General features: G+C 41.3%; 16 protein-coding genes and 1 pseudogene. 11 read left to right on the top strand and 6 right to left on the bottom strand.

The window, feature by feature from the left end:
- Nucleotides 1-967 precede the first annotated feature (967 nt).
- Both V7K89_RS25065 and V7K89_RS25060 read left to right on the top strand, forming a co-directional pair.
- Nucleotides 968-4,135, top strand: coding sequence for a plasmid replication protein, CyRepA1 family (locus V7K89_RS25065; RefSeq protein ID WP_335191986.1), 3,168 nt, complete (start codon nucleotides 968-970; stop codon nucleotides 4,133-4,135).
- A 105-nt stretch (nucleotides 4,136-4,240) separates the two neighbouring features.
- A pseudogene (locus V7K89_RS25060) lies at nucleotides 4,241-4,387 on the top strand (ISKra4 family transposase); the annotation flags it as partial.
- A 309-nt stretch (nucleotides 4,388-4,696) separates the two neighbouring features.
- On the opposite strand, the gene V7K89_RS25055 reads toward V7K89_RS25060, so the two are convergent.
- Nucleotides 4,697-5,071 carry a hypothetical protein gene (locus V7K89_RS25055; protein ID WP_335191984.1) on the bottom strand — a complete coding sequence of 125 codons (375 nt, stop codon included), beginning with the start codon at nucleotides 5,069-5,071 and terminating at the stop codon, nucleotides 4,697-4,699.
- Nucleotides 5,072-5,469: 398 nt separating this feature from the next.
- Between V7K89_RS25055 and V7K89_RS25050 the strand changes: the two genes are divergently transcribed.
- Both V7K89_RS25050 and V7K89_RS25045 read left to right on the top strand, forming a co-directional pair.
- Nucleotides 5,470-5,847: a DUF6632 domain-containing protein gene (locus tag V7K89_RS25050; protein WP_335191982.1), complete on the top strand. Its 378-nt coding sequence runs from the start codon at nucleotides 5,470-5,472 to the stop codon at nucleotides 5,845-5,847.
- A 65-nt stretch (nucleotides 5,848-5,912) separates the two neighbouring features.
- Nucleotides 5,913-6,077: a hypothetical protein gene (locus tag V7K89_RS25045; RefSeq protein WP_335191980.1), complete on the top strand. Its 165-nt coding sequence runs from the start codon at nucleotides 5,913-5,915 to the stop codon at nucleotides 6,075-6,077.
- A 74-nt stretch (nucleotides 6,078-6,151) separates the two neighbouring features.
- Here V7K89_RS25045 and V7K89_RS25040 read toward each other — a convergent pair whose 3' ends face one another.
- On the bottom strand, nucleotides 6,152-6,724 hold the full coding sequence (locus tag V7K89_RS25040) for a DUF3611 family protein (RefSeq protein ID WP_335191978.1): 573 nt from the start codon (nucleotides 6,722-6,724) through the stop codon (nucleotides 6,152-6,154).
- 48 nt (nucleotides 6,725-6,772) lie between these two features.
- Nucleotides 6,773-7,012: a hypothetical protein gene (locus V7K89_RS25035; RefSeq protein WP_335191977.1), complete on the bottom strand. Its 240-nt coding sequence runs from the start codon at nucleotides 7,010-7,012 to the stop codon at nucleotides 6,773-6,775.
- A gap of 640 nt (nucleotides 7,013-7,652) precedes the next feature.
- On the opposite strand from V7K89_RS25035, the gene V7K89_RS25030 reads away from it, so the two are divergent.
- On the top strand, nucleotides 7,653-8,723 hold the full coding sequence (locus tag V7K89_RS25030) for an aldo/keto reductase (protein ID WP_335191975.1): 1,071 nt from the start codon (nucleotides 7,653-7,655) through the stop codon (nucleotides 8,721-8,723).
- Nucleotides 8,724-8,808: 85 nt separating this feature from the next.
- On the opposite strand, the gene V7K89_RS25025 is transcribed toward V7K89_RS25030, so the two are convergent.
- The gene (locus V7K89_RS25025; RefSeq protein ID WP_335191973.1) at nucleotides 8,809-9,003 is read right to left on the bottom strand and encodes a hypothetical protein; all 195 of its coding nucleotides are present in this window, start codon (nucleotides 9,001-9,003) and stop codon (nucleotides 8,809-8,811) included.
- A gap of 65 nt (nucleotides 9,004-9,068) precedes the next feature.
- Between V7K89_RS25025 and V7K89_RS25020 the strand changes: the two genes are divergently transcribed.
- The 5 genes from V7K89_RS25020 to V7K89_RS25000 all read left to right on the top strand — a co-directional run bounded on the left by V7K89_RS25020 (nucleotide 9,069) and on the right by V7K89_RS25000 (nucleotide 13,577).
- Nucleotides 9,069-9,746, top strand: coding sequence for a DUF4142 domain-containing protein (locus V7K89_RS25020; RefSeq protein ID WP_335191971.1), 678 nt, complete (start codon nucleotides 9,069-9,071; stop codon nucleotides 9,744-9,746).
- A gap of 241 nt (nucleotides 9,747-9,987) precedes the next feature.
- Nucleotides 9,988-10,200, top strand: coding sequence for a hypothetical protein (locus tag V7K89_RS25015; RefSeq protein WP_335191969.1), 213 nt, complete (start codon nucleotides 9,988-9,990; stop codon nucleotides 10,198-10,200).
- Between the two features lie 52 nt (nucleotides 10,201-10,252).
- Nucleotides 10,253-11,569, top strand: coding sequence for a Gfo/Idh/MocA family protein (locus V7K89_RS25010; RefSeq protein WP_335191967.1), 1,317 nt, complete (start codon nucleotides 10,253-10,255; stop codon nucleotides 11,567-11,569).
- Between the two features lie 212 nt (nucleotides 11,570-11,781).
- A complete protein-coding gene (locus V7K89_RS25005; protein ID WP_335191965.1) occupies nucleotides 11,782-12,939 on the top strand; it encodes an XdhC family protein in 1,158 nt (385 codons plus the stop codon).
- Nucleotides 12,940-12,944: 5 nt separating this feature from the next.
- Nucleotides 12,945-13,577 (top strand): nucleotidyltransferase family protein, encoded by a 633-nt coding sequence (locus tag V7K89_RS25000; protein WP_335191963.1) that lies wholly within the window; start codon nucleotides 12,945-12,947, stop codon nucleotides 13,575-13,577.
- A 361-nt stretch (nucleotides 13,578-13,938) separates the two neighbouring features.
- Here the strand turns inward: V7K89_RS25000 and V7K89_RS24995 are convergent, their stop codons facing one another.
- Both V7K89_RS24995 and V7K89_RS24990 read right to left on the bottom strand, forming a co-directional pair.
- Nucleotides 13,939-14,493, bottom strand: coding sequence for a PEP-CTERM sorting domain-containing protein (locus V7K89_RS24995; protein WP_335191961.1), 555 nt, complete (start codon nucleotides 14,491-14,493; stop codon nucleotides 13,939-13,941).
- 624 nt (nucleotides 14,494-15,117) lie between these two features.
- Nucleotides 15,118-15,378, bottom strand: coding sequence for a hypothetical protein (locus V7K89_RS24990; protein WP_335191959.1), 261 nt, complete (start codon nucleotides 15,376-15,378; stop codon nucleotides 15,118-15,120).
- 124 nt (nucleotides 15,379-15,502) lie between these two features.
- Between V7K89_RS24990 and V7K89_RS24985 the strand changes: the two genes are divergently transcribed.
- A partial coding sequence (locus V7K89_RS24985; protein ID WP_335191957.1) for a tetratricopeptide repeat protein occupies nucleotides 15,503-17,964 on the top strand: 2,462 nt, incomplete at its 3' end.

Genomic DNA, 17,964 nt, shown 5'->3' with positions numbered 1-17,964 from the left:
AAACTAATTAGATCCCTCTTTTACTAAAGAAGTTCCACTCTACTCATATAGAAAATTAACTTTCTCAACAGTAATTTGCGGAAGATGTTCTTATTTTTTAACATTATTTGTGCGTCTAGGAATTTTGACAAAGCCATATATTATTACCATTTCTCAAACTATTTGTATGAGGTATTTCGTCAAATGGTGATGATTTATAGTGATCGCATAATCAAGCAGCATTGAGTTCAGTAGGCAATAGTCGAAGATGTGTGATTGTCACGAGGCTTTGTTAGTATTACATATTACTAAGTATCAAGTCTATAATCACATGAAATTGTTATTGCAGAAGCAGAAGTTGGCATGGATATCATCAGTGCGTCATCGATTTAATTTCTCTGTGTGCAGTTTTGTTTATAGAATAGGTGCTGTTTATAAAGCAGATTGAACTCATTTGGAAAGTTGTTATTTATTTTACCTCTAATCAGCTTTTGGAGTTACCGTGCTACTTGAGTAAAAGTGTTACGTCAAGATATCTGTACTAGCTGCGATCGCAAAGAGAAGTTAACACTCAAGGCTATCTCAAACCTTTGGAGCGAGGTTAAAGGATTCTGTAGTGCAAGCGTTTTTGTCTTTATTCATTCAAAGAGATCATATTTTACAGATGAGGTAGGGTACAGGTGGAGGCTCAGTGTCAAGCCTTTTTGAACTTGATGAATATATTACCTCATAGTGATACATATAGCGATCGCATTCCTTAACGCAAAAATTTACTGATAAATAAAAATTAAAAGCGAACAAATATCACAATACAAAATTATTACTTTGGGAATCTAATAGGCAGAATAACCCACTACAGCTTTAACCGATGTGTCTCCAGCAACAAAGTAATAAAAGCATCATAAAAGCTCCGCAATTTGGCGTATTAAAAAAAAGCAAATGCATGTTACTGTTTTAATTTCATTGTCTTCCCTTCGGGACTTTCCCTATGCATCTGCACTATTTACACCCCCAACACCTTGAAGAATTAGTCAAGAGTAGTGGTATAGACTTACACTTAGTGCATCTCAATTTTAGGTCGCTCCAAGGTGTAACAGCTTATGAGTACCTGTTGATTTCTGGACTACTCCCTCGCACCAATAGCGGAATGGTGAAAAGTAGTTGGTTGCAGCGTTATGCTCACATCACAGAAGGTGGTTGGTGGTGTTCGGGACTAGACCCTCTGAATAATTGGCAAATGATGGAATGGGGATGCTTTAAGCCAAACCAACCCCGACAAAATCACAATGGCAAGTCCATCAAGTACGAGCATCCCCCAAGCACACCAACGCGAGTGTTTTGTTTGCGGGTAACGTTGCAAGTCTGGCAGCAAGTCGCTGGACGTTACAATCTAGTCATGCCCGATTATATCACCATTACTCCTGATGGCGAGGCTGGAGGCTTTTGGCAATGGGTGATGCAACAGAATATCCCCCTTGTCATCTGCGAGGGTGTAAAGAAAGCAGCCACGTTGTTGACGCAAGGATATGTAGCTATTGCCATTCCCGGAATTACCAGTGGTTATCGGGTTGTGAAAGATGAATTTGGTAAAGTTACCTGTCGTCAGCTAATTCTCGATTTAGCAGCGTTTGCAATTACAGAACGCAGCTTTTACATTTGCTTTGATTTTGAAACTCAACCCAAGACAATTACTGCTGTTAACAATGCTATTTCTCAACTTGGTTGTTTATTCCAGCAAAAAAATTGCCCTGTAAAAGTCATCGAACTTCCAGGAATAGAAAAAGGAGTTGATGAATTTATTGTTGCTAAGGGTGTGAGTAGTTTCGATAAAATTTATCACCAAAGTGTTGATTTAGAAATTTATCTTGCTCAAACCAAACCCCACACCGAGTTAAGCATTCCTGCTGCACTCACCTTCAACCGTCCTTATATAGGTGAAATACCTTTTCCTACCTCTGGATTAGTAGGAGTCAAATCAGCAAAAGGAACGGGGAAAACGACAGCACTACAAGACGTTGTTCGGCAAGCAAAAACTAAAAATCAACCTGTTTTATTAATTACTCACAGAATCTTACTTGGACGATTCTTGTGTGAAAAAATTGGTATTCAATGGGGAACATATAAAGAAGATGGGGAGAAAAAGATTAATAAAACACTTACCCCCGCTCCTCCTATCCTCCGCTCTCCCTTTCCTCAGCAATCCCTCGGCTTGTGCGTTGATTCGATTTGGAAACTTAACCCAGAAAATTGGCGCGGGGCAATAGTAATTTTAGATGAAGTAGAGCAATCTTTATGGCATCTGCTAAATAGTAATACTTGTAAGCATAAACGGGTAAAAATATTAAAGTTATTCCAGCAACTCATTGCGACAGTTTTAACAAGCGGGGGGTTAGTAATTGCCCAAGATGCTGATTTATCAGATGTTTCCCTTGAATATTTACAAGGATTGGCAGGAATTAAATTAACACCTTGGGTAATTCTCAATCAGTGGAAGCCTCAACAAGGTTGGGACGTGACTTTTTATGATTCGCCAAACCCAACACCGCTAATTCACCAACTAGAATTGGATTTACTTGCTGGACGTAAATGTTATGTTACTACCGATAGTCGGGCCGGGCGTTATAGTTGTGAAACAATTGAACGTTATCTGAAAGAGCGGCTACAAAAGTTACGGCAACAATTTCCTAAAACTCTGGTAGTTAGTAGTCACACTATAAATACACCTGGTCATGCAGCGGTTGATTTTATCGCTGCGATTAATCAAAAAATATCTGAATATGATGGCGTTTTTGTTACCCCTAGCCTTGGTACAGGAATTAGTATTGATGTCCAACATTTTGACCGAGTTTATGGAATTTTTCAAGGGGTAATTCCTGACTCGGAAGCAAGACAAGCGCTAGCAAGAGTCAGGGATGATGTACCGCGTGTTGTCTGGTGTGCTAAACGAGGTATTGGTCTAATTGGTAGTGGGAGTACAAATTATCGCTTGTTATCTGATTGGTATCAAGAAAATCAAAAAGAAAACTTAGCTTTGCTGAGTCCCCTACATAAAATAGATGTAGATTTACCCTTAGTTTACGATCCGATTCATTTGCGAACCTGGGCAAAGTTATCTGCAAGAGTAAATACTTCTATTCGCCTCTATCGGCAATCAATGCAAGATGGTTTAATTACTGATGGGCATCAAATTCAGATGCGGAGTAATGCGGTTCACAATAATATTATTCGGGATTTACGTTTAGCCTTTCTGGCAACTGATACTGATGATTTAATTACTCGTAGAAGATTAATTTTAGAAATTGTTAAAGTTCAAAAAGATTGGGTACAAAGTCGTCAAAAAGCTAAAGAAATTAAACGCAAAATTAAAGAAATTAAGCAACAAAATCAACTATCGATAGCAACTGCTGTAGCTAATGCTAAAGATATCAATTATATGGAATATGAGCAGATGTTAGTTAAGCATTCCCTAACGGATGGAGAACGCAACCAAATCAACAAATATATTCTTACACAAAGGTATGGTGTAGAAATTACTCCTTGGCTAAAATTGCAGGATGAACAAGGATATTATCGTCAACTGTTAATTCACTATTATTTAACTCACGAGAGCGAGTATTTTCACATAAGAGACGAGCAAGAATGGCATCAGCAATTATCTTGGGGTGAAGGGAAAGTTTTTTTACCAGATTTAAAAACTTACACGCTAAAAGTTGAAGTAATGAGAGCTTTAGGAATGCTTCAGTTTCTTGAATTAACACGAGAATTTACTGAAAATGATCAAGATTTGATATTGTTAAAAAATCTCACTTTCCAGCATAGTAAGCATATTAAAAGAGCACTTGGTATTAATTTAATTGGAGAGAAAAAGCAGATTTCGGCAATAAAAATACTCAGCCGACTATTAAATTTGTTGGGTTTGAAGCTAAAGCGAGTAAATGATATTTATCAAATTGACCTAGAAACGCTATATGATGGCAGGGAAAAAATATTTACTGTTTGGCATCAACGAGATGAACTAATGTTGGCTCATGTTAAGAGTGTTGGTTATGAGTTTCCTGATTATTCTTCAAAGTGGAAATTTGAAATTACACAAACTAAGTCTGTAAAGGCAAACTGTATAATGTCTATGCCTACTCTTCCGTTATCAAAGATATAGCAATCCTGAATTATTCTTGAGTATTACAAGCCGCAGATACCCGACTTTGTAAGAGTTGTCGGGAATCATTGGACATCAATCTCTGCAATTAAGGGACTTCCAGATTTTTGTGCATATTTGAACAAGCATCGAAGTCGGATTATCAACTATGGCTACTGTCAGGCAAAACAGATTTGCTCTATTAGTTCTGGATTTATGGAGTCTGCTATTAAACAAATCGGTCTAAGGTTGAAACTTTCTGGTGCTCAGTGAAATCCTGTCAATGTGCCGTCCATACTACAACTTCGCTGTGCTATGAAGCGGGCGTTGCATAATTGAAGTATGAATTAGAGCGTAGGCGTAGCCCGTCGTAGACATCGCTATGCAGTATCCAAGGTGTGCATCAACTCATATCCCCGATACGAAGTTAAAAGATATTTTGCCGTGGATCTTTAACGTTAGGGCGATCGCATCTCTGATAAACTGCAACGCCAAATACTGCAAATGCGTAGGCATCGCCGAAATGATGAAAACTCAATCATCTGATTGGTGATCGCTAATTTTTAAACTCAATTAAGTTGATTAACTGGCGATCGTATCTGGCTTTTTCCGGGAAGGACGCTTGCGGTCTGATTTTTTCTTCAATCCCACCGCTTGAGCTTGATCGCTATCTGAACCATATTGCCCGCGCACGACTTCTTTCATCGCTAATACAGCATTATGAAATTCCCATTCTGCTAATCGAGCAGCATCAGAAGCAGCACGGTATAAAGCTAGTTTTTCGGTTTCAGTTTGTTGAGAAATCAACATCGCCTGATAAACTTCCTGTAACTTTGCAACTGAGGCATCAGAACGAGTCGTGTTGTAGGTGCTGACAGTTTGTAAACCGTGGAATGAGCTAATATCTTGACTAATGGTTTGAGGGCGCAAACGGCGTGTTGTATCTTGGATACTCATAAATGTATCTACTAGTAAAATCTACATTTAATGTATCCATTGCAACTTAAAATCTATCAGTAATATAAAATTTTAAATCGGGCAAGCTTAAACAAAGGGTAAGCATTTTGAATGCATCGGCTTGCATTGTGAATGTATCAGCTTGCATTGTGAATGTATCGGCTTGCATTGTGAATGTATCAGCTTGCATTGTGAATGTATCGGCTTGCATTATGAATGTATCAACTTGCATTGCGAATACATCGACTTGCACTCACAGTTGAATCAGTTTTAAACCACAAGGAGCATTAAAATTTCTAACACTTCAAAGCTGAAGTGTCACTAATGGGAATACAATCACAAAATTATACAGTTTTGTTAAGTAAAGACTGCACTAGAAAATAGCGGAGGTTAAAGCAATGGATGAGCGTGATCGGTACTTACGAATCGCTCTGGTTCTTATTGGAATAGCTTTTCTACTTATCTATCCGCTAAGTCAGGTCTGGGCATCAGGCTGGTTATGGCAACCAGGTCAGTACGAATACGAACAGATGATCATTGGTGTTTATGCAACGCTTGGTGTCTTTTTGCTGTTAGCTTCAAGGCAACCAGAAGCTCACCTCAGTTTAATCTGGTTCACCGTCTGGTCAAGTTTAGTCCACGGGCTGATCATGGCGGTACATGCAGTAATTGACCCTGTTGAACATGGACATCTGTTTGGTGATGTTCCAGCATTGTTCTTGGTAGCAATTGTCCTTGGCTTTTTAGCGCCCCGCAAAGTAGTGTCAAGTACATAAACGGGCTACGCCTACGCTCTATAGGATAACAAGCGCGTTATAGCAGACGAACGCAAGCGCCCGGTATGAAGTTAAAAGATATTTTGCCGTGGATCTTTAACGTTAGGGCGATCGCATCTCTGATAAACTGCAACGCCAAATACTGCAAATGCGTAGGCATTGCCGAAACGATGAAACCTCAATCATATGATCGGCGATCGCTAATTTTCAATCTCAATCAAGTTGATTAACTTGCGATCCCTTCCAGCGGGCGGCAAGGAATTTTTTTTAAGTGTATCGTTTTACTGACTTTTTGCTTTGGTGACTATTGCTCTAACCAGTTAAGCAGCCCAAGTGAAGTAGCGCCTCCGACAAAGTGAGCGCCAATCAGATTGACATTGGCCAAAACCACAAAAATATCTAGAGACCGTATGACATTTTCAGGTCTATAGACTCCTATTGTTTGAGGCAGAGCTAGCGTTTTCGCTAATACAGCAATAACAGTCACTTCAGATGCTAAAAAAGCTAACAATAGCCCTATAAAACTGACAATTAACCCAATTTTTAATACTTGAATTACGTCCTGTTTACTTGGATGTAATTCCCGATTAGGCAACTGTAAAAGTTTATCTAAACGCCTATAGCGGTTCATCCAGTAGAGTCGGAAACACAGCACTAAAATTCCAATAATTCCCAGAAATACTCCAAAACCCATAACCGAATTCGTTGTTGTTTGGGCAGTGACGTTACGGCTAAATATAGCCAGTAACAAAGCCAAGATAGAAACAGTACCTAATGCTAACTGTACCCAAAAGCTAATTGGTCTTACTACACTGAAAGTGGCTGCAAATTTTCGTTTAGTTGGTACAGGTAAGTAGGAATTTAGGTCATTTGTCATCTTTGTTCTCCTGAAACTTACGCCAATTGATCGTTGCAATCGAAACCTCTAATACATGATTGGCGAAGCAGACTTAGCTTTGCGTGTATTTTCGCTCAGGGAGTCGCTGATGATCTGCGCTTCTGGAGCGTCCGCTCTGGTACGATCAATGTTACTAGGCTGACTGATGAGCGCGAGGATTTCCGACACACCGAAGAAATTCGCAACACCCGCAACCTTACTGCTCACTCCCTTATAAAAGCCGATTTTACCTTCGAGTTCTGGCACGTCGCCACTTACGCCAAGCATTAAGACCAATTAATAATATTAAAATATCCAGATAAATCTTGAACAAGTATCTAATTGCTGAGATGAAAAGAGTAAAGCATATTCATATATAAGTATATTGAAAGATATACTCTTACTAAACCTGCTCTTTTGATATAAGTAACACTGTTTACTGGAACTATATATTGCAAAACCGTAGCACTCGCTGTTTTCAAGACAGGATATGGCAACGGTAGCCGCCAAACGCGAGTGTAGAATTGCAGATGTTACACAAGCGCGATCGCAGTGTTTTTTTTGGGCAATACATTAGAGCTAGGACTTTCTGACCTAATTGAAGAAGCTGCAAGATATCAAAAATAATCAAAAATATGATTCGAGTTAGTATCTATACATCTATACTAGTCAGAGCATAGTTAGCGGATAATGCCCGCTAACTATTCTCTCACACATTTTTTCGTTCATCTTTGTAAATGCATTGGCTTGCATTGTGAATACATCAACTTGCATTGGGAATGCATTAACTTGCATTGGGAATACATCAACTTGCATTATGAATGCATCTTGCGAAGTACGTTTAAAAACACACCTTAGCTAGAGTCTCTGTGTCAGATAGCAGTGATATTATATGGCTCATTCCTGTTGTTGCTTGTAGGAGACAATTATGGAAATCAGTAGACGCAGCTTGTTAAAAACTGCTTCTGCTTCGGGATTAGTGGCAGCAGGACTTGCAGTTTCGGAAGGATTTTTGCAACCGATCCTCGCTCAAGCAGAACCTGTTGATGAAAATACTCAACTGCTAGCCCAAAGTTCACCCGCTTCAACTCGACGCGGCGAAATGTTGTATCGCAACCTCGGACGCACCAAAGAACAAGTATCTGTGATTGGCTTGGGGGGGTATCACATTGGAAAAATTGAAGAGGAACAAGAAAGTATCAAGCTGATCCGCAGTGCGATTGATCGCGGCATCAACTTTATGGATAACTCTTGGGACTATCACAATGGACGTAGCCATCGTTGGATGGGAAATGCTCTTAAGAATGGTTATCGCCAAAAAGTCTTCTTAATGACGAAAATCGACGGTCGCACCAAAGCTGCTGCCAAAATGCAAATTGATGAATCGCTCAAAGATTTGCAGGTCGATCATCTTGATTTAGTGCAGCATCATGAAATACTACGCTTTGAAGACCCCGATCGCGTCTTTGCTCCTGGCGGCTCAATGGAGGCAGTCGTCGAGGCGCAAAAAGCGGGCAAAATTCGCTATATTGGTTTCACAGGACATAAGAATCCCCAGATTCACCTTCAAATGTTGGAAACTGCTGCACAAAATGGTTTCCGCTTCGATACCGTGCAGATGCCCTTGAATGTCATGGATGCCCATTTTAGAAGTTTTGAACGTCAGGTTTTACCTGTGCTAGTGAAAAATAACATTGGTGTCTTGGCAATGAAAACCATCGGGGAGTCTTACATTCTTAGAAGCAATACAGTCAGTGCGATCGAGTGCCTGCACTACGCAATGAATTTGCCAACCTCAGTTGTAATTACAGGCATCGATAGTATGAAAATTTTAGACCAGGCATTTGAGGCAGTCCGCACGTTTGCACCAATGGATCAGGCACGAGTTACAGCATTGTTAGCGCGTACCCGTGAGGCAGCAGCTAAAGGGCAGTACGAACGATATAAGACCACAACCCAAAATGATAGTACAGCTATGAATCCAGCTTGGCTGGGGTAAATATTAATACTATTTTTAACCATTTTGTTTAGGGAAACAGCGATGCCTTTGGCGGGCTACGCCTACGCAAATTCTCAAGTGTGAGTTACACCGAGTTGATGTGAGTCGATGTATTTTCACGACAAGCCAGACAATTCACTGTCATCTCAGAATTTATTGCTGCTGAGTCTATCGATTGGAAGATGTATTTACCCTCAAAGCCTTGAGATGTTATGGGAAGGATGGAGGGAAGATAACGCATCGGCATTATCATGATTTCAGCATTAGCTATCGTACTCAACGGTGCGATCGCGCTTATTTTTCATTCGACGTTTGAAAATATAGCTTTATCCAAGGAGAACAATTATGTCCAACTTTAAAATATTTTCTACTGGTATAGTAGCGATCGCCTTATCTTTGGCAACTGGTTGCACACCAACTACTCCCCATGACCAAACTACATCGGAAGCTCCATCTGCTGTGCCTGTACAAGGTACTGAGAGTCCATCACCAACTGCGTCACCAACTGCATCACCAACTACACCAGGGCAAAATACCCCCAGTTCTTCAGACAAACAGTTTATGACTGAAGCCGCTCAAGGTGGTTTAGCAGAAGTCCAATTAGGAAAACTTGCATCAAAACGTGGAGCTAGCAATGCGGTAAAACAGTATGGACAACGTATGGTTGACGATCACACTCCGGTGAATAATCAACTTAAACAGTTGGCGGCTCAAAAAGGTGTAACGCTGCCAACTAAGCTCAATAGCACAAATAAGCAAGTCCAGCAACGCTTATCCAAACTTTCTGGTGCTGACTTTGATCGCCAATATTTGAATCAGATGCTTCAAGATCATGAAAAGGATGTCTCCGCATTTCAAACTGAAGCTCAACAGGGACAAGATGCAGATGTGAAAGCATTTGCGGCTGAAAAGCTACCAACCCTCCAATCTCACCTACAACAGGTTCGTTCCCTTGTTAATCCTGGAAATTCAACTAGTACCTCAACTCCAAGCAGTACCTCAACTCCAACGAGTACCCCATAAAGCAATACAGTTGAGTTAAACATTTCTTCTTTCTTTCCCTTTGCGTCCGCTACGCGTACTCCTGCAAAGCAAGCTACGCGTAGTGTTTCGTAAACAAGGCGATAGTCTGTGGCGAGTCGTGCATCTACGTTAAAGAGTTTTATTCAGAAAAATCTAATGTCTAGCGTTGCATGAAGGAATTAGATAATTTATTTCTTGAAATTCTCTAAGTAAAGTTTTGCGTAAGAGCGTAGATTTTTAATTGCAGAGGAATGCATTAGCTATTGTTAGACAACGCATTGGCATTGTTAAGCGACGCATTAGCATTGTTAGGCAACGCATTGGCATTGTTAAGCGACGCGTTAGCATTGTTAGACAACGCATTGGCATTGTTAAACGACGCATTAGCATTGTCAGGCGACGCATTGGCATTGTAAAGCGACGCATTGGCATTGCAGGGTATTTCCAAATTTAATTTGCTAAGAATTGTTGTACTAAATCTAAAATTTCATCATTAAGGAACCACGATGGCTGAAGTGTTTAAAGGAAAATTTTCTCGTCGTCAGATTCTCACTACTGCTGGGTTAGGAGCCATTTCAGCCACTGCAATTGGTAGTATGGGCGAAGAGGTTGTTGCCCAACAGCCAACTGGACAAGCCACCCCACGCGGAGGTTCCTTACCGCCTCAGATTGAGTTTCCGCCCATCTCGGAAAAGACTGAGGTTGATACAGGTGGTCCACCAACTGCATTACCTCCAGAGCGACGTTTGGGGTTTGCGATCGTCGGACTAGGGAGACTGACATTGGAAGAAATCATGCCTGCATTTGCAGAATGTAAACTAGCAAAGCCAACTGCGTTAGTTAGTGGCGATACTGCCAAAGCCAATCAAGTTGCCCAGCAGTATGGCATTAAACCGCAGAACATCTACAGCTATCAGAATTACGATAATCTCCGCAACAATCCAGACGTTGATGTGATTTATATTGTACTACCTAACAGCATGCACCGGGAATATACGGTGCGTGGTGCGAAAGCTGGAAAGCATATTCTGTGTGAAAAGCCAATGGCAACCACAGTCGAAGATGCTCAACTGATGATCGACGCGTGCAAACAAGCTGATCGCAAGCTGATGATTGCTTATCGCTGCCAATATGAGCCGCACCATCGCGCCATGATTGGGATGATCCGTAGCAAAGAATTGGGAACTGTGAAGGTGATTCAGGCAGATAACGGACAAAACCAAGGAGGTGACTTAAATCAATGGCGATTGAAACGTGCCTTAGCTGGAGGTGGCTCTTTACCGGATGTGGGAATTTATTGCTTGAATGCAACTCGCTATTTAACGGGAGAGGAACCGATCGCAATTAGCGCCCAAATCTTCAGCACTCCTGGTGATCCTCGTTTCAAAGAAGTTGAAGAAAGTGTCACCTTCCAGCTGCGGTTTCCCAGTGGGATACTAGGGATTTGCTCCACTAGCTACGGTTTCCACGAAGCACGCCGCTTTCGCGTCTTCGGTTCTGATGCTTGGGCGCAGCTTGATCCAGGATTCTCCTACAACGGTTTGCGAATGATGATTTCGCGCAAATCGCCAACCAATAGCATGGCAGAAAACATTAGCGAAGTGCGGATAGGTGAGAAGAATCAGTTTGCCTTAGAAATCGATCACATGGCGGATTGTGTGATTCAAAATAAACAACCTCATACGCCTGGTGAAGAAGGTTTGCAAGACCAAAAACTGATAGCGTTGATTTACCAGGCGGCACAAACAGGCAAGACGATTACCTTACCTCGTGTGTCAGGATTGGATACTACTCGTGGCCCTGCTCCTCGAATCTTGAAGTAAATACTTGCATACCGCAGTCATGACAATCTCTACTTGGAGTCCGCTCCGTAAATCTTTGTTTCGCAAGCGCTCAATTGCCTCAATTGTCTCCAACGTTGAGGGTCTAGCAGCGATGCACAATTGCAAAGGATGGCACGAGTCATCACATTGTTATCATTAGGACTGCTTGCTCAAACTGACAAACTGCTAGAAACAGAAAAATAAACAATCAAATGAACGAATTACAAGCAATTTTAGAAGGCTTCGAGTCAAGTCAAAAAAGTGGTGAAATGACTTTTCTTGCGACTGTAGTTAAAACTCAAGGTTCAACCTATCGTCGATCGGGTGCTAAAATGCTGATGACAAATACAGGTCGGATGATCGGAACAATCAGTGCTGGTTGCTTGGAGAACGATGTATTTGAGCATACTCAACAACGAATGTCAGATGGTGAACCAATTGTTGTTACTTACGATAGCACCGCCTCTGAGGATATTCTTTGGGGCTTTGGTTTGGGGTGCAATGGGATAGTACAAGTTCTCATCGAACGCCTTGAGGGAGAAAGCACACCAAATGCGATCGCTTTTATACAGGAGTGTTTTCATAAAAAACATTTGGGTATTATTGCTACAGTCTTTGCCTTTGAAGGCGCAGTCAAGGTCAAACTTGGGTCGCGCCTCCTGCTGTATCCAAATGGTAAAATTATCACTGACATCAAAGATCCAAATTTAATTCAATCTCTGGTTGCAGATAGTCAAGCAGCCTTTGCTAATCAAAAGTCAAGAGTAAACAACTATCAGTTACCTTTAGGCAGTGCCGAAGTTTTCATCGAAGTCATCCAACCACCCACATCTTTAATAATATTTGGTGCAGGTTATGATGCTGTACCCGTAGCCCAGTTTGCTCAAGCATTAGGTTGGGACGTTACTATAGTAGATTGTCGAGCTAATGAGGCAACTAGATCGCGATTTCCTATACTTTGTGATGTTATTCTTAGTCGGCGAGAAATTGTACATAAACAGGTGTTTATAAATGCCCACACAGTAACTGTAGTGATGACGCATAATTACCTTGACGACCTAGAAATTTTGAAAATGTTGCTGCCATCTCCTGCACCCTACATAGGGGTTTTAGGTCCAAAGCTGCGTACTGAAAGATTGCTTGAAGATTTACATCTGCAAGGAATAGATTATACTACCGAACAATTAAAAAGATTGCATGGCCCAATTGGGATTGACATTGGAGCAGATACACCTGAAGAAATAGCGATCGCGATTATTGCGGAAATTCAAGCAGTGCTAACAAACCGCAATGGTAATTTTTTAAGAAATCGCAATCAACCGATTCACCAATGTTATGAAAGTAACTCAAACTTGCTACTTACCATATAGTTTTTATGACTGCTATAGACAATGAGAAATCAACCATAGCCATTATGATTCTTGCAGCTGGTGCATCTACTAGGATGGGTACACCGAAACAACTATTGCTTTACCAAGGACGTAGTTTTTTAAAATATATTACAGAAATAGCGATCGCTTCAGTTTGTCAACCTGTGGTAGTAGTACTTGGAGCAAATGCAGAACAAATTTATCCCCAAATTAAGCAACTTCCCGTTACAGTAGTTAACAATCCAAATTGGGCTTGTGGAATGAGTACTTCAATCAAAAGCGGTATTGAATTGTTAAATAATCTTCTGCAAAAAATAGAAGCAGTAGTTATTACACTTTGTGACCAGCCATTTGTTTCTCACCAAGTTATTAATCAACTTGTTGATGCATACTATTCAACAAAAAAACCGATAATTGCTTGTGAATATGGAGGTACATTAGGTGTACCCGCTTTATTTAGTCAAATATTTTTTTCCGAACTTGCTGCTTTGAAAGAAACTTCAGGAGCAAAAAGAGTTATTAACGATAACCTCAATCAAGTGTTTTCTATTCCGTTTACGCTAGGGGACATCGACATTGATACACCAGAGGATTACGAGGAATTACAAGTTGTATTGCAAAAATCGATGCTTAAGTAAGTATTATATTCTTTCAAGAGACTAAAATGCGACTGGCTACGCCTACGCATTTGCAGTATTCGGCGTTGCAGTTGATGAGAGATGCGATCGCAAGTTATACCTAGTTGTATTCAAACATATTAGTTTTGGCACGCAGGGGAAGCAGAGAAGCTTTCTAGCAAGAGGAGAAATACCACAGATGATTGCAACTTGATATTAATCAACTTAATTGAACGCAAGTTCGACCAACACAACGGTAGTACAATTGCGCTTGCCTGTAGCTGCCATTAACCAGATATCCGACTGCTTGATGTGGATCGTCCCTAGAATCGGGGTTGCAACTCAGAAGTCAGATATCTCGTTTCACTGTTTACTCTGCGGCTTACTGTTTGCGCCGACGGATGTAGGCACAAGCGACACCTGCAAGCGCTAGACCTGCAATTGTGGTCGGTTCAGGAATAGCACGCGTGTTTGTTTCATTTGCGGTAGATAATCTCAAGGTAAAATCAACAGGCGATCCATCGCTGACTGTGCGCTGAATGCGGAACACTTGACTAGGGTTGACGCGCGCGCCTGTGAATGTTGCAACGGAGTTGTTTTCAGATAGCGTCACCTTGTAAAGGTTTGAAGTAACAGTGCCAAACTGAGCATCAGGGCTTAACAGACGATACACAATATCACCGACAGAGACATCCAAGTTATTTAGGTTATTATTAATTCTTAGTGCAGGTCCCGATCCTGTCGTCAGAGTAGGACTAATATATGGTAGGGACGTAGCTCCTAGCTGGGTGAAACTGAAAACAGGTTCACCCAAGGGAGGCGCTGGGAGAACGTCTAAGGCTTGATTGACAAGCGAGACTGCTCGTGCAGCCGTTGCAGTGCTAGCTAAGGTAGCTAATGCTATAATAGTCGAGAGTGCGAGCTTTTCAGTTTTCACGATTTTGAATAGTCTCCTAATTAGAACTACAATCATCAAAGCTAGCCAATTGAACTTGAAGATCCACAGGATGGAAAAGAGGGATTTAATTGGCAGTCATCAGCACAAAATTTTCTACTCAAGGCAACTTGAGTAAAAAATTTTGTAGAGATAACTAGATATCTATGGTCTTCCTACTAATTTACTCTCACTACAGCATCCTTAAAAATCACCAGTATAATAATAGATTCACTGAGCTTTTTGTTGTCTTCTTTACTGGCTTCACAAAAACTTTAAAGTAATTGATCGCCCTCTTAAGTCACCTTCAGTAGACCGAAAAAGGAGTGCGATCACTAATCGGATGATTGAGCTTTTATCGTTTCGGCGATGCAGTTGATCAGAGATGCGATCACGCTAACGTTAAAGATCCACGGCAACAAATATTTTTTAATTTCGTATCAGGCGCTTGCATTCGTTTACTACAACATGCTTGTTAGTCTGCAATCGCAATTGCGATCGCCTTTGCTTGCCCTCCATATTTCTCTAGCAAGTTGTCTTACAGCAATAATTAGAGCGAATCGATCCTGCTTCATACTCGCGCTTTAGCAATACTGTAACATTCCATTCACCTTGGCTCTAAGTTAACTATTTCTTTTTTTCCCTTGTTGGGCTTATCATCACAGGCACTAAAGTTTTAACTAGACGCGTAATCGCCACAATCACAGTAGCAATTCCCCCAATGGATAATGAAGTTAAAAATGCCGCCGCGAGGATGATTTCAGTAGGACTGTATCCATCTCGCATCCAAGTAGATGAATTCTCTACCGATGTTGGCAAGGCGGGGATTGATTGCGAAGTTTGGGTGGTTTGATTGGAGTTGACTGGAGTTGTTAAGGCAGTTTTCACGGCTCAAACTTATTTTAAATGTTTCTATGCAAATCGTATTTCTGCCAGAAGAAGAGGAGATTCCCTAGAAATGGAGACAAAGTAGAAATTAAGTAGAATCGAGAAGAAATCTCACAAGCTGTCTATGCAATGGGCTGATTTTTTAGCCAATGAAGCTGCTACTAATAGCTTATCCCCAGAACAAACAGCAGCTTTTGTGGAGCGTTTGAAGACTGAAAACTCAAGGAAGAGTGAAGCAAAACTTGCCAGCGAATTAAACATTGGTGCGGCTGCTTTCAAAAAGCGGATGACTGAGGTGTATGATAAGTTCGCCAAGAGCTATCCTGAATTAGCGACTTCTAATAGTCGCGGTAAGCTAGAAAAGTTACGGGCTTGCCTGACAGCGAAATATAATGGCGGGCAAGATACTCGTCCCATAATTAAAGAAATTCATCACAATATTCCGCCTGCTGTCCCATTTGAAAAATTTGTGGGACGTAAGGAGGAACTACAAAACCTGCACTCCTCATTACAAACATCTCGGCAAGTTGCCATTGTAGCTGTGGCGGGTATGGGTGGAGTAGGCAAAACTGAACTCGCTATCCAATACGCCAAACAGCATTTGCAGAATTATCAAGGTGGGGTTTGCTGGTTATCTGCACAGGGAATAAATGTCGGAATTCAGATTCTCAGATTTTTTGAATTAAAATTCAACAAAATTGTACCGGACGATTGGAAATTAGCAGATAGGCTGAGATACTGCTGGCAAAATTGGCAACAAGGTGAAGTATTGCTGGTGTTTGATGATGTCACCGACTACAAAAAACAGGTTCAGCCTTATCTACCCTTAGAATCACCCCGGTTTAAAGTATTACTAACAACGCGTCTGGGGTTTGATAGAACTTTGCCGCAATTACGTTTAGATGTTCTCAAACCATTGGAGGCAATGAAATTATTAAAGTCGCTGGTTGATAGAGAACGACTGAAAAGCGAACCTTGGATTGCGAGAGAAATTTGTAAATTCTTAGGATATTTGCCTTTGGTGTTAGAGTTAGTGGGGCGATATCTGGATACAATGCTAGATTTGTCTCTGGAAAAACTGCTGAAGCGGCTAGAGAAAAAGCGACTGGAACACGAAGCAATAGCCAAGGCTAACCCATTAATGCGTTATGAATATGGCGTTGCTGAAGCTTTTGCATTGAGTTGGGAACAGTTAGATGAGAAAGCACAAGGCTTAGGCTGTTGGCTGAGTTTGTATGCCTTGGCTAATATTCCTTTTTCTGTTGAGTGGATAGAAGATGACGAAGAACAAGAACTTTGGGAGAAAGCTATAGCGCAGTTGCGGAAACTGCATTTAATACAATGGCAAGGTAAAGGAATTTATCGTCTACATCCACTGATTCGGCAATTTTTCCAAATGAAGTTGGATGAGTCAAATGAGGCGGATAAGCTGAAAACTGCTTTTGTAGCGATAATGATAAACGTGGCAAAGCGAATTCCTCAACAGCCTAACCGTGAAGATATTTTCAATTTCACTCCATATATCCCTCACCTTGTAGAAGTTGCAACCCACCTATCCCAATATCTCAGCCACGAGGATTTAATTTGGCCTTTCAGAGGTTTAGGCTGGTTTTATTACGGTCAAGGACTTTATCAGCAAGCAGAACCTTGGTACAAACTATGTAAAGATATAGCTGAAAATCATCTTGGTTTAAAACATCCTGATGTCGCGGCTAGTCTGAACAATCTCGCAGAACTCTACCGTTCTACAGGACGCTACAGCGAAGCCGAACCGCTATATCAGCAAGCTTTGGAACTGACTAAACACTTACTGGGAGACGACCATCCCAATGTCGCCACTAGCCTGAATAATCTCGCATTACTCTACGAGTCTACAGGACGCTATAGCGAAGCCGAACCCCTATATCAGCAAGCTTTGGAACTGTACAAACGCTTACTGGGAGACAACCATCCCGATGTCGCTACTAGCCTGAACAATCTCGCATTACTTTACGACTCTACAGGACGTTACAGCGAAGCCGAACCGCTATATCAGCAAGCTTTGGAACTGTACAAACGCTTACTGGGAGACAACCATCCTCATGTCGCCAATAGCCTGGACAATCTTGCAGGACTCTATAAATCTAGAGGACGCTGTAGCGAGGCCGAACCGCTATATCAGCAAGCTTTGGAACTGAAAAAATACTTACTGGGAGACAACCATCCTGATGTTGCCACTAGCTTGAACAATCTCGGAGAACTCTACGCTTCTACAAAACGTTACAGCGAAGCCGAACCGCTATATCAGCAAGCTTTGGAACTGAAAAAACACTTACTAGGAGATAACCATCCCAATGTCGCTACTATCTTGAACAATCTCGCAGCACTCTACAGTTCTATAGGACGCTATAACGAAGCCGAACCCCTGTATCAGCAAGCTTTGGCAATTTGTGAGCAGACTTTGGGTGTAGGTCATCCCGATACGATAAGAGTTCGGGGAAATTATGCAATCTTGGTGTTGCATAATAAAGGGATGAGGAGAGGGTTCATACTGTGCATTGTCCATACTGTAAGTCTACGGAGATTAGAAAAAATGGAAAAAGAAGA

The sequence above is a fragment of the Nostoc sp. genome (assembly GCF_036917515.1).
In the GTDB taxonomy this organism is placed as follows: Bacteria; Cyanobacteriota; Cyanobacteriia; order Cyanobacteriales; family Nostocaceae; genus Nostoc.
This window is presented reverse-complemented; position numbering and strand designations above follow the sequence as displayed.